6 protein-coding genes and 4 pseudogenes are annotated in these 12838 nt (G+C 70.4%); 7 read left to right on the top strand and 3 right to left on the bottom strand.

What is annotated here, in order from left to right; genetic code table 11:
• Positions 1-67: 67 nt before the first annotated feature.
• Both ABD946_RS35655 and ABD946_RS35660 read right to left on the bottom strand, forming a co-directional pair.
• A pseudogene (locus ABD946_RS35655) lies at positions 68-565 on the bottom strand (endo-1,4-beta-xylanase); the annotation flags it as partial.
• A gap of 98 nt (positions 566-663) precedes the next feature.
• Positions 664-1701, bottom strand: a complete 1038-nt coding sequence (locus ABD946_RS35660; protein WP_345289832.1) for a LacI family DNA-binding transcriptional regulator — start codon at positions 1699-1701, stop codon at positions 664-666.
• Positions 1702-1884: 183 nt separating this feature from the next.
• On the opposite strand from ABD946_RS35660, the gene ABD946_RS35665 reads away from it, so the two are divergent.
• From ABD946_RS35665 to mmsB, 7 genes and pseudogenes are all read left to right on the top strand, one after another.
• On the top strand, positions 1885-3177 hold the full coding sequence (locus tag ABD946_RS35665) for an ABC transporter substrate-binding protein (protein ID WP_345289833.1): 1293 nt from the start codon (positions 1885-1887) through the stop codon (positions 3175-3177).
• Positions 3174-4068 (top strand): annotated as a pseudogene (locus ABD946_RS35670) (carbohydrate ABC transporter permease). Before ABD946_RS35665 ends, ABD946_RS35670 begins: the two are co-directional and overlap by 4 nt.
• 24 nt (positions 4069-4092) lie before the next feature.
• A pseudogene (locus ABD946_RS35675) lies at positions 4093-4892 on the top strand (carbohydrate ABC transporter permease).
• Positions 4893-4972: 80 nt separating this feature from the next.
• Positions 4973-7246: pseudogene (locus ABD946_RS35680) on the top strand (beta-xylosidase/alpha-l-arabinosidase).
• A 199-nt stretch (positions 7247-7445) separates the two neighbouring features.
• A complete protein-coding gene (gene chvE, locus ABD946_RS35685) occupies positions 7446-8546 on the top strand; it encodes a multiple monosaccharide ABC transporter substrate-binding protein (RefSeq protein ID WP_345287912.1) in 1101 nt (366 codons plus the stop codon).
• A gap of 75 nt (positions 8547-8621) precedes the next feature.
• Positions 8622-10163 carry a multiple monosaccharide ABC transporter ATP-binding protein gene (gene mmsA, locus ABD946_RS35690; protein WP_345287913.1) on the top strand — a complete coding sequence of 514 codons (1542 nt, stop codon included), beginning with the start codon at positions 8622-8624 and terminating at the stop codon, positions 10161-10163.
• 12 nt (positions 10164-10175) lie between these two features.
• On the top strand, positions 10176-11393 hold the full coding sequence (gene mmsB, locus ABD946_RS35695; protein WP_345287970.1) for a multiple monosaccharide ABC transporter permease: 1218 nt from the start codon (positions 10176-10178) through the stop codon (positions 11391-11393).
• 60 nt (positions 11394-11453) lie between these two features.
• Here mmsB and ABD946_RS35700 read toward each other — a convergent pair whose 3' ends face one another.
• Complete coding sequence (locus ABD946_RS35700; protein WP_345287915.1) at positions 11454-12788, bottom strand: glycoside hydrolase family 43 protein; 1335 nt, start codon at positions 12786-12788, stop codon at positions 11454-11456.
• Positions 12789-12838: the final 50 nt, after the last annotated feature.

Raw genomic sequence — 12838 nt, forward strand, 5'->3', positions numbered from 1 at the left:
GAGCTTGCCCTTGTAGTGGGTCGCCGTGGTGGGTGATGTGGTTGCGCATCGCGCCCTGCACCTGGCTGTTCGGCAGGTTGCTCACCCAGGAAGGGAGTTGGCTGTGCCAGACCAGCGTGTGGCCGCGCGTCTTCATGGAGTTGGCCTGGGCGAAGGAGAGCAGCCGGTCGCCGGGGCCGAAGTTGAAGCTGCCCGGCGAGGACTCGACGGTGTCCCACTTCATCTCGTTGGTGGGGGTCAGCACACCGAACTGGCTGCTCGCCAGGCCGGTGATGGTGGCGTTGCCCAGGTCGAACTGGGAGATCGCGGTACCGAAGTAGATCCCCTTCGACTCTGCGAGGCCGCGCAGGCTCGGCCCCGCCGCGCCGGCCTGGCCGGCCGGCAGCAGGGCGGCCGCCGCCAGGGCGGCGGCGGTGACGGCGGCGGCCGCGGCGCCCAGGGCGCGGCGTCGGGCGTGCCTGGGGCGGGAGTGCTCGGGGCGGGGGTCGCGGAGCGTACGGACGGGCACCAGCGTGGTCCCTTCTCTTCTCGGGTGGGGGAAAGAGCTGGACGTGCGGTGGGGCATGGAACGTCCTCGGACGGAGCGGCGAAGGCGGAGGCTTCGAAAGTTTCGCTGCTCGGCCCGATTCCGATCGGTGACCCTAGGGCCGGTCCGTCCCCCCGTCAACCGTTCGCGCGCACCTCGTCAGGCTGTCCGGCCGACCGGGGCGGGGCGGTGCTGCTGCGCTCGACCAGGCTGGTGGCCAGGTCCACCCGGAGCGTGCCCGGCTGCCCGCCCCGGGCCAGGTCGATCACCATCCGGGTCGCCACCTCGGCCATCTCGGTCAGCGGCTGGCGCACCGTGGTCAGCGGCGGGCCGACCCAGCGGGCCAGCGAAAGGTCGTCGAAACCGACCACGCTGAGGTCCTCCGGGATGCGCAGGCCCAGCTCCCGGGCGGCCTCGTACAGACCGAGCGCCTGCAGGTCGTTGCCGGCGAAGACGGCGGTCGGCCGATCCGGCAGGCCGAGCAGTTCGAGGCCGAGCCGACGCCCGGACTCGTGGTGGAAGTCGCCCTCGCGGACCAGCTCCGGGTCGTACGCGAGGCCCGCCATGTCGAGCGCCGCCCGGTACCCGTCGGCGCGGGCCCGGCTGCACATCATCCGGCGCGGTCCGCCGATCAGGGCGATCCGGCGGTGGCCGAGGTCGGCCAGGTGGCGGGTGGCCTCCAGGCCGCCGTCCCAGTTGGTGGTGCCGACCGCCGGCACCCCCTGGCCGGGGTCGCCCGCCGGGTCCAGCACCACGAACGGGATGTCCCGGCCCGCCAGTTGCTGCTGCTGGGCGCGGTCCAGGCCGGAGAGCACCAGCAGGACACCGGTGGGACGCCGGGCGAGCACGCCGTCCACCCAGGACTGGCCGGGGCTGAGCCGGCCGGAGGACTCGGAGAGCACTATGCCCAGGCCCTCCTCCCGGGCCACGTTCTCCACCCCGCGGATCACCTCCATCGCCCAGACGCTCTCCAGTTCGTGGAAGACCAGCTCCAGCAGCGGGGCGGCCTGGGCGGTGCCGCGCCGCCGCCGGTAGCCGTGCCGCCGGAGCAGGTCCTCCACCCGCTCCCGGGTGGCCGGGGCGACGTCGGCCCGGCCGTTCAGGACTTTCGAAACAGTCGGGGCGGACACCCCCGCTTCTTGCGCGATCTCGGCGAGCGTGGCTGCTCTGGTCACGACTTCCTCCTGTACCGCCCCTGCTGGGCGAACGCCGTTGTCAGCCTGTGTACGGCCCGAATACTAGCCCTCGGCAGGCTCCGATCGGATCCCGCCGGACCCCTTGACGGGTGGTCAGCACGGGCCTAGGTTTCCCACAACATTCGGTAATCCACTCGAAACATTCGAAACCGAGGGCAAGGTATGGGCTCCAGATTCGTCGCGACCACCGCGGCCACCGTGCTTCTTCTGGCCATGACGGCCGCCTGCGGATCCGGCGGCGGCGCCTCCGGCGGGGACTCCGGGACGATCCACGTGATGGTCTACGGCGACGCCACCAACAAGGTCGAGAAGCAGCTCGTCGACACCTTCAACAAGACCTCCCCGGTCAAGGTCGTCCTGGACACCGTCCCCGGCGCGGACTACCAGCAGAAGCTGCAAACCGTCATCAACACCCCGCAGGCCCCCGACGTCTTCTTCAACTGGGGCGGCGGCTCCATCCAGCCGTTCGTCAAGGCGGACCTGCTGCTCCCGCTGGACGAGTTCATCGCCAAGGACCCCGGGCTGAAGACCAACTTCCTGCCGTCGGTGTTCAACTCGGCGGTGGTGGACGGCAAGCCGTACGGCGTCCCGATGCGCGGTACCCAGCCGGTGCTGCTGTTCCACAACAAGAAGGTGCTCGCCGACGCCGGCCTCACCCCGCCGAAGACCTGGGACGAACTGCTCACCACCACCAAGGCCTTGAAGGCCAAGGGCATCACCCCGATCGCGCTCGGCGGCGCCGACAAGTGGCCCACCCTGATGTGGTTCGAGTACCTCTACGACCGGGTCGCCGGGCCCGGCCTGTTCCAGAAGGCCGTCGAGGGCGACAAGGCGGCCTGGGCGGGCGAGGACAGCCGCAAGGCGCTGGCCGCCCTGCGGGAGCTGACCGACACGGGCGCCTTCGGCACCAACTTCGACTCGGTCAAGTTCACCGACGGCGGCTCCCCCGCGCTGGTCGCCAAGGGCAAGGCGGCCTTCGAGCTGATGGGCTCCTGGTACTACTCGACCCAGCAGGACGCCAACCCCGACTTCGTGAAGAACGGCCTCGGCTACACCGGCTTCCCCTCCGTCACCGGCGGCAAGGGCGAGGCGACCGCCGTGGTCGGCAACACCAACAACTTCTACTCGGTGCTGAAGAAGACCAAGCACCCCGAGGCCGCCGCGGCCTTCCTCAAGCTGATGTACTCGGACGAGTTCGTGAAGGCGCAGCTCGCCGTCGGCAACCTGCCGACCACCACCAACACCGTCAACTTCCTCGACACCGCCGCCAGCCCGGAGTACTCCAAGTACCAGTTCGAGCTGGTCAAGGCTGCCCCCTCGTTCCAGCTCTCCTGGGACCAGGCCTACCCGCCGAGCGCCATGACGCCGCTGCAGACCGCCATCCAGCAGTTCTTCAACGGCAAGCTCGACGCGGACGGCTTCGTCAAGGCCATGCAGGCCCTGCCGACCTCATGACGGCCCAGCAGAAAGGCGTGGGGGTGACCCGCCCCGGCTTCGCCTGGGCGGCGCCCGCCGCCGTCTTCTTCGCCCTGTTCGCGCTGGTGCCGCTGCTGCTGGTCGCCGTGCTCTCCTTCACCAGCTGGAACGGCATCAACGAACCGACCTTCAACGGTCTGGACAACTGGACCGCGCTGGTGCACGACCCGGTGATGATCCAGTCGATCTGGACCACCCTGCTGCTCACCGCGCTCGGCGTGGCGGCCCAGACCCCGGTCAGCATCCTGCTCGGGGTCTGGGCGGCCGGCCACCAGCGCAACCGGGCCGTGCTCTCGGCGATCTACTTCGTCCCGCTGCTGCTCTCCGCGACCGCCGTCTCGGTGGTGTGGCGGGCCGTGCTCGACCCCAACTTCGGCGTGCCGTCCCAGCTCACCTGGCTGTTCGGGGACGGCAACCTGCTCGGCACCCGGAGCGGGGCGATCGGCGTGCTGGCCTTCGTCGGCGTCTGGCAGTTCACCCCGCTGCACGCGCTGATCTACCAGGGCGGCGCCCGGGCCATCCCGCGGGTGCTCTACCAGGCCGCCGCCATCGACGGGGCGGGCCGGGCGCGGCAGTTCCTCCACGTGACGCTGCCTCAGCTGCGCAACACCGTCATCACCTCGACGGTCCTGATGGTGGTCGGCGGCCCTGACCACATTCGACACCGTGCTGATCCTCACCCAGGGCGGCCCCGGCACCGACAGCACCGTGAGTGCCTACTACATGTACCAGAAGGCCTTCAAGGGCTTCGACTTCGGCGCCGGCTCGGCCATCGCCCTGGTCCTGGTGGTGGTCGCCACCCTGATCTCGCTCGCGGTGGTCCGGTTCACCGGCTACGACGAGATGCGCTCCACCGCGGAGGGGATCTGATGCCCCGTCGACGCCCCCAACCACCTGGCCGGCCTCGGCTCCCTGGTCTGGCTTGCGCTGGTCGGCCTGCCGCTGTACGTGCTGCTGATCGCCACCGTCCGGACCCGCTCCGACTACTCCACCGAGGGGCCGCTCAGCCTGCCCCGCCAGTGGACCTTCCAGAACTACCTGACCGACCTGTCCAACGGCTTCGGCCAGGACTTCCTCAACACCCTGGTGGTCACCGCGAGCGTGGTCGCCCTCGTCCTGCTGCTCGTCCCGCCACTCTCCTACGCCGTCGTCCGCGCCCGCGGCCGGGCCACCGGCTGGGTGTTCCGGCTCTTCCTGCTCGGCCTGGCGATCCCCGCCCAGGCGGTGATCGTGCCGATGTTCTACCTGATCAGCAAGACCGGCCTGTACGACCACCTGATCGGCGTCATCCTGCCGACCGCCGCGTTCTGCCTCCCGGTGTGCACCCTGGTGCTGACCGGCGCGATGCGCGACATCAGCCCCGAGCTGTACGAGGCGATGGCCCTCGACGGAGCCACCCCGGCCAGGGTTGTTCCGCCAGCTGGTGCTGCCGCTGTCCAAGGGTGGTCTCTCCTCCATCGTGGTCTTCGCCGCCCTCCAGGCGTGGAACGGCTTCTTGTTCCCGCTGATCCTCACCCAGTCCGACTCCACCAAGGTCATCACGCTCGGTCTGTACGAGTTTCCAGACCGAGCACGGCGTGGACGTCCCCGGCCTGCTCAGCGCCGTGGTGCTGTCCGTGCTCCCCATCTTCGTCGTCTACCTGTTCGCCCGTCGCGCCCTGGTCCAGGGGCTGATGGGCATCGGAGGAAAGTGAACCACCGTCAGAATCCCGCGCCCGCCTGGCACGACACCTCGCGCTCCGCGGAGGACCGGGCCGACGCCCTGATCGCGGCGATGACCCTGCGCGAAAAAAACCGCCCAGCTGGTCGGTGTCTGGGTCGGCGCCAGCGACGAGGGTGGCGAAGTCGCCCCGCACCAGCACGAGATGGAGGCGCCGCCCGACCTGGACGAGCTGCTCCCGCACGGGCTCGGCCAGCTGACCCGCCGTTCGGCACCGCCCCGGTCGACCCGGCGCTCGGCGCGCTCTCGCTGCTGCGCAGCCAGCAGCTGATCACGGCCGCCAACCGCTTCGGCATCCCGGCCCTCGCCCACGAGGAGTGCCTGGCCGGCTTCGCCGCCTGGGGCGCCACCGCCTACCCCGTGCCGCTCTCCTGGGGCGCCGCCTTCGACCCGGACCTGGTCCGGGAGATGGCCGCCGCGATCGGCCGCGACCTGCGGGCCGTCGGCGTGCACCAGGGCCTGGCCCCGGTGCTCGACGTGGTCCGCGACGCCCGCTGGGGCCGGGTCGAGGAGACCATCGGCGAGGACCCCTACCTGGTCGGCACCGTCGCCACCGCCTACGTCCAGGGCCTGGAGTCCGCCGGGATCGTCGCCACCCTCAAGCACTTCGCCGGCTACTCGGCCTCCCGCGCCGGGCGCAACCTCGCGCGGTGAGCATGGGGCCGCGCGAACGGGCCGACGTCATCCTGCCCCCCTTCGAGATGGCCGTCCGCGAGGGCCGCCCGCGCTCGGTGATGCACGCCTACACCGACACCGACGGGCTGCCGTCCGCCGCCGACGAGGCCCTGCTCACCGGACTGCTCCGGGACACCTGGGGCTTCACCGGCACCCTGGTGGCCGACTACTTCGGCATCGCCTTCCTCAAGGTGCTGCACGGCGTGGCCGAGGACTGGTCCGACGCCGCCGGGCTGGCCCTGGCCAGCGGGGGTCGACGTCGAGCTGCCCACCGTGAAGACCTTCGGGCAGCCGCTGCTGGACGCCGTCGGCAGCGGCGCCGTCCCGGAGCAGCTGATCGACCGGGCGCTGCGCCGGGTACTGGTCCAGAAGGTCCGGCTCGGCCTGCTGGACGCCGACTGGAACCCGGTGCCGGAGATCCTGGCCGGCGCCGACCTGAGCACCCCTCAGAAGCTGCGCGGATCGGTCGACCTCGACCCGCCCGCCAACCGGGCGCTGGCCGCCGAGCTCGCCGAACGGGCCGTGGTGCTGCTGCGCAACGACGGCTCACTGCCGCTCGCCCGGCCCCGGCGGATCGCCCTGATCGGGCCGAACGCGGACGAGCCGACCGCCGTGCTCGGCTGCTACGCCTTCCCGGTGCACGTCGGCGGCCAGCATCCGCAGGTCCCGCTCGGCATCGAACTGCCCACCCTGCGCGAGGCCTTGGAGAAGGAGTTCCCCGACAGCGAGCTGCGGGTGGTGCGCGGGGTGACGGTCGACGGCACGGACCCGGGCGGTATCGCCGAGGCGGTGCTGGCCGCCCGGGAGGCCGAGGTCGTGGTGCTCGCCCTCGGCGACCGGGCCGGTCTGTTCGGCCGGGGCACCAGCGGCGAGGGCTGCGACGCGCCGACCCTCGAACTCCCCGGACTGCAGCAGCGGCTGCTCGACGAGCTGCTGGACTCCGGCACGCCGGTGGTGCTCACCCTGCTGGCCGGGCGGCCGTACGCACTCGGACGGGCCGTCACCGAGGCGGCCGCGATCGTGCAGTGCTTCTTCCCCGGCGAGGCCGGCACCCAGGCGCTGGCCGGGGTGCTGAGCGGGCGGGTCAACCCCTCCGGGCGGCTCCCCGTCTCCGTCCCCGCCCACCCGGGTGTCCAGCCCTCGACCTACCTGGCCGCCCGGCTGGCCCAGGCGGGCGAGGTCTCCAGCACCGACCCGACCCCGGCCTACGGCTTCGGGCACGGGCTCGGCTACACCGAGTTCGCCTGGTCGGGGCTGACCATGGAGACGGCGGATGCGGGGACGGACGGCGAGTTCGCGTTCGCCTTCGAGCTGCGCAACACCGGTGGGCGGTCCGGCGGCGAGACCGTCCAGCTCTACCTGCACGACCCGGTGGCCTCGGTGGTCCAGCCGGTGCAGCGGCTGGTCGGCTACCGGCGGATAGCCGCCGAGCCGGGGGCCCGCCACCGGGTGGAGGTCCGGCTCCCCGCCGACCTGGCCTCCTTCACCGGCCGGGACGGCCGCCGGATCGTCGAGCCGGGCGCGCTGGAGCTGCGGATCTCGGCCTCCAGCACCGACGTCCGATTCGCCGTGCCGCTGCGCCTGACCGGTCCGGTCCGGCCGGTCGACCACACCCGGCGGCTCCACCCGGCCTTCACCGTCCGGGAGTTGTAAGACCCGCCCGGCCGCCGGGGGCACCTCCGGCGGCCGGGCAGTCCACGAGAAGGAATTGTTAACGCTAACAATCATCGCGTCAAGCCGCCCCCACGAGACGCAACGGTGACCTGTTGAACTCTTGACGACCCTCCTGTGAGCGTTAACACTCAGGTACCGCTCCGCCACCACAACGGCGCGGACCACTCCTGGAGGAACTGTGCGAAAGCTCTCGATCGGTCTCGCGGCTGCGGGCCTCTCCCTGACCCTGGCCGCCTGCGGTCAGAGTGCCAACGGCGTCGGCGACGCCCCGGCCAAGGGCGACGGGGCCAAAGGCGGCCTGGTCGGCATCGCGATGCCTACCAAGTCCTCCGAGCGCTGGATCAACGACGGCAACAACATCGCCAAGGAGTTCCAGGCCAAGGGCTACAAGACCGACCTCCAGTACGGCGACAACGTGGTGGAGAACCAGGTCTCCCAGCTGGAGAACATGATCACCAAGGGGGCCAAGCTCCTGGTGGTCGCCGCCATCGACGGCTCCTCGCTCTCCAACGTGCTGCAGAAGGCCGCCGACGCCAAGATTCCGGTGATCTCCTACGACCGGCTGATCCGCGGCACCAAGAACGTCGACTACTACGCCACCTTCGACAACTTCAAGGTCGGTGTCCTGCAGGGCAGTTACATCGTCGACAAGCTCGGCCTGAAGAACGGCGCGGGCCCGTTCAACCTCGAGCTGTTCGCCGGCTCCCCCGACGACAACAACGCCACCTTCTTCTTCAACGGCGCCATGAGCGTGCTCAAGCCGTACCTGGACGACAAGAAGCTCGTGGTGCAGAGCGGCCAGACCGCCTTCAACCAGGTCGCCACCCTGCGTTGGGACGGCGGCGTCGCCCAGTCCCGGATGGACAATCTGCTCAGCAAGGCCTACACCACCGCCCGGGTGGACGCGGTGCTCTCGCCCTACGACGGCATCTCGATCGGCATCATCTCCTCGCTCAAGGGCGTCGGCTACGGCACCGGCGGCAAGGCGCTGCCCGTGGTCACCGGCCAGGACGGCGAGCTGGCCTCGGTGAAGTCGATCATCGCGGGCGAGCAGACCCAGACCGTCTACAAGGACACCCGCGAGCTCGCCAAGGTGGCCGTGCAGATGGGCGACGCGGTGCTGACCGGCGGCAAGCCGGAGGTCAACGACACCAGCCAGTACGACAACGGGGCCAAGACCGTGCCCGCGTACCTGCTCCAGCCGGTGAGCGTGGACAAGGAGAACTACCGGAAGGTGCTGATCGACGGCGGCCAGTACACCGCCGACCAGGTCAAGTAGCCGACCCACCCGAACCGGTGGCCCCGGGCCCGCCCCAACGGGCCCGGGGCCGCCCCGGCGAACGGAACCACCACCATGGCCGGACCCATCCTCGAGATGCGTTCGATCACCAAGACCTTCCCCGGCGTCCGGGCACTGTCCGACGTCAACCTCACCGTGGCCCCCGGCGAGGTGCACGCGATCTGCGGGGAGAACGGCGCCGGCAAGTCGACCCTGATGAAGGTGCTCAGCGGCGTCTACCCGCACGGCTCCTACCAGGGCGAGATCCTGTTCGAGGGCGAGACCTGCGAGTTCCGCGACATCCGGGCCAGCGAGCGGCGCGGCATCGTGATCATCCATCAGGAGCTCGCCCTGGTGCCCTACCTGTCGATCGCCGAGAACGTCTTCCTCGGCAACGAGCACTCGCGCTTCGGCCGGATCGACTGGCACCGGACCCTGACCCACGCCACCGAGCTGCTGCGGCAGGTGGGCCTGCCCGAGAACCCCAACACCCGGGTCGCCGACATCGGCGTGGGCAAGCAGCAGCTGGTCGAGATCGCCAAGGCGCTGGCCAAGGACGTCAGGCTGCTGATCCTGGACGAGCCGACCGCCGCGCTCAACGACGAGGACAGCCGCAAGCTGCTCGACCTGATCCTCGAGCTCAAGGCCCGGGGCATCGCCTGCATCGTCATCTCGCACAAGCTCAACGAGATCGCCCGGGTGGCGGACTCGGTGACGATCCTGCGGGACGGGCAGACCATCGAGACCATCCCGGTCGAGGGCATCACGGAGGACAGGATCATCCGCGGCATGGTCGGCCGCGACCTGGAGCACCGTTACCCCGACCGCACCCCGTCGATCGGCGAGGTCGCGCTCGCGATCGAGGAGTGGACGGTCCGTCACCCCATCGACCACCAGCGCAAGGTGGTCGACGACGTCTCGGTCAACGTGCGCCGCGGCGAGATCGTCGGCATCGCCGGGCTGATGGGAGCCGGCCGCACCGAGCTGGCGATGAGCGTCTTCGGCCGCTCCTACGGCCGCTACGACGGCGGCCGGGTGCTGCTGGACGGTCAGGAGATCCGCACCCGGACGGTGCCCGAGGCGATCGGCCACGGCCTCGCCTACGTCACCGAGGACCGCAAGCACCTCGGCCTGAACCTGGCGGAGGACATCAGCCGGAACATCTCGCTGAGCGCCCTCGGCAAGGTCGCCAAGCGCGGCTGGGTGAACCGGCACGAGGAGACCCGGGTCGCCGAGCGGTACCGCGCGTCGATGAACATCAAGGCCCCCTCGGTCTTCGCGGAGACCGGCAAGCTCAGCGGCGGCAACCAGCAGAAGGTGGTGCTGAGCAAGTGGATCTTCACCGAGCCCGAGGTGCTGATCCTGGACGAGCCCACCCGCGGCATCGACATCGGCGCCAAGGCGGAGATCTACACCGTGATCGCCGAACTCGCCGAGCAGGGCCGGGCGGTGCTGGTGATCTCCTCGGAGCTGCCCGAGCTGCTCGGCCTCTGCGACCGGATCTACACCATGGCCGAGGGCCGGATCACCGGTGAGGTGGACCGGGCCGAGGCGACCCAGGAATCCCTGATGCGGCTGATGACCCAGACCGCGGACCGACGAGACGAGCAGGTGTAAGGCATGGCCCAGATGACCACCGAGACGCCCCGAACCCCGGGGAAGGCCGAACGGCCGGACACGGTAGGGCTGTTGACCCGGGCCCTGCGGGGCAACGTCCGCCAGTACGGGATGCTGGGCGCCCTGGTGCTGATCGTCCTGCTGTTCCAGATCTGGACCGACGGCATCCTGCTCCAGCCGCTGAACATCACCAACCTGATCCAGCAGAACGGCTACATCCTGATCCTCGCGATCGGGATGATGATCGTCATCATCGCCGGGCACATCGACCTCTCGGTCGGCTCGCTGGCTGCCTTCGTCGGCGCGGCCTCGGCCGTGATGATGGTCAAGCACCAGGTGTCCTGGCCGGTCGCCCTGGTGGCCGCGCTGCTGATCGGCGCGCTGGCCGGTGCCTGGCAGGGCTTCTGGATCGCCTACATCGGCATCCCCTCGTTCATCGTGACGCTGGCCGGCATGCTGCTCTTCCGCGGCGGCACCCAGATCCTGCTCCAGGGCCAGTCGGTGGCCCCGTTCCCGTCCGGGTTCCAGAAGATCAGCAGCGGCTTCCTGCCGGAGGTCGGCCCGCACACCAACTACCACAACCTGACCCTGCTGATCGGCGCGGCCGTGCTGGCCGTCGCGGTCCTCCAGGAGATCCGGGGCCGTCGTCAGGCCGCCTCGTACGGGCTGGAGCTGCTGCCGTTCGGGCTGTTCGCGGTCAAGCTCGCGGCGATCGCGGTGGCGGTCCTGGCCTTCACCATGCTGCTGGCCAGCTACCACGGCGTGCCGATCGTGCTGCTGATCCTCGGCGCGCTGCTGGTCGGCTTCGGCTACCTGATGCGCAACTCGATCCTCGGCCGCCACACCTACGCGATCGGCGGCAACGAGGCGGCGGCCAAGCTCTCCGGTGTGAAGAGCAAGCGGGTGGTCTTCCTCGCCTTCGTCAACATGGGCGTGCTGGCCGCACTGGCCGGCCTGGTCTTCGCCGCCCGGCTCAACGCGGGCACCCCGCAGGCCGGCATCAACTTCGAGCTGGAGGCCATCGCGGCCGCCTTCATCGGCGGCGCCTCGGCCAGCGGCGGCGTCGGCACGGTGCTCGGCGCGATCATCGGCGGTCTGGTGCTCGGCGTGCTGAACAACGGCATGTCCCTGGTGGGCGTCGGCACCGACTACCAGCAGGTGATCAAGGGCCTGGTGCTGCTGGCGGCGGTCGGCTTCGACGTCTACAACAAGCGCAAGGTCGGTTCCTGACGCTCCGACAGACAGAACGGCCCGGCTCCCCCTGGAGGGGAGCCGGGCCGTTCGGCGTTCTCAGCCCCAGGGGTTGACGTCCTGGAAGGAGCTGTCGGCGCGGAAGGTGTCGTTGTCCTGGTAGACGTCCAGGCGGAGCTTGTAGTCGTAGTGGCGGAGGTAACGGCCCGGGTAGTTGTAGGACTCCAGGGAGACCGAGCCGGCCGCGGAGCCGGGGCGGGCGCAGTAGGTGGCATCGCCCTTGAAGACGGCGCTGGAGTCGTCGGCGTCCAGGCGCGGGACGAAGTCCCAGTGGCGCAGGTAGCGGCCGTCGGCGGCGCGCAGCGAGTAGCAGTTGGGGTCGGCGAGGCCCGGGACCACGGTGAAGGTGGCGGCCTGCTTGGCTGCGGCGCTGCTGGAGGCGTCGACGGTGGGCAGCGTGCCGTCGGAGCTCACGTAGCGGCCGGGGTAGTTGACGGACCGCAGGGAACGGGCGGTGTTGACCGGGAGGGTGGCGCCGCCGGAGACGGTCTCCCGGAGCACGGTGAAGTGGCGGGCGACGCCGCTGAGGCCGGGCAGCTCGGTGGGGGCGGTCCAGGTGGCGAGGCCGTCGTAGCTGTCGCTGTAGTAGTACTTGTGGGCGCTGTAGGCGTCGTAGTAGATCCGCCAGCCGCCGTTGTCGAGCTTGACCAGCGCCGGGCCCTCGACCCAGTTGCCCCAGCCGGCCCAGTTCCCGGTGCCGGTGAAGGTGTAGGGGCCGCCGAGGCTGCTGGCGGTGGCGTGCTCCAGGTACTTGGTGGTCTCGTTCTTGGTGATGGCGTGGTAGGTCGAGCCGAACTTCACCACGAAGGTGTCGATGTGGTTTCCGGTGATCCCGGCCAGCGGGGTGGGCGAACTCCAGCCGGTGAGCGCCGCGTTGGTGGCGGTCAGCCGGTAGGGCAGGAAGTCGGCGCCCGAGGCGGAGGTGGAGAGCGAGACGACCACGTTGACGCTGCCGTCGGAGTCGACGTGCCACTCGGGGGCCCAGGTGCGCTGGAGGCCGGCCAGCGGGATGGTGTGGTTGCCGAGGAAGGTCCAGTTCACCCGGTCGGCGCTGGTGGCGAAGCCGATGGTGTTGCCGGACCAGCCGGTGGTGTAGGTGAGGTAGTACGTGCCGTCGGTGCGCTTGATGACGCTCGGGTCCCGGATCAGGCCGGACGGCGGCACGTACGCCGAGGACTTGACGGTCCGGTAGCCGGTGGCGTCCGGGGACTCGTAGACGTTCATGTTGGATTCGCTGCTGTTGGTGAACGCCGCCATGGTGTAGCGGGTGGCGCTCCCGGCCGGGGGTGCGGCGGCCTCGGCGGCGCCGGCCGGCAGGGCGCTGCCGGCCAGGGCGAGGGCCGCGGCTACGGCGAGGTGGCGGAACTCGGACATGTGGGGGTGCTCCTCGTGGTACGGGTCCGGCCGTGACCTGGTGTCAGATC

This window comes from Kitasatospora albolonga, assembly GCF_039535905.1.
Lineage (GTDB): Bacteria > Actinomycetota > Actinomycetes > Streptomycetales > Streptomycetaceae > Kitasatospora > Kitasatospora albolonga.

Excerpts from the sequence above, each read along its gene's own strand:
- mmsB (WP_345287970.1), top strand. The coding sequence starts at position 10,176 with ATGACCACCGAGACGCCCCGAACCCCGGGGAAGGCCGAACGGCCGGAC.
- mmsA (WP_345287913.1), top strand. The coding sequence starts at position 8,622 with ATGGCCGGACCCATCCTCGAGATGCGTTCGATCACCAAGACCTTCCCC.
- ABD946_RS35700 (WP_345287915.1), bottom strand. The coding sequence starts at position 12,788 with ATGTCCGAGTTCCGCCACCTCGCCGTAGCCGCGGCCCTCGCCCTGGCC.
- ABD946_RS35665 (WP_345289833.1), top strand. The coding sequence starts at position 1,885 with ATGGGCTCCAGATTCGTCGCGACCACCGCGGCCACCGTGCTTCTTCTG.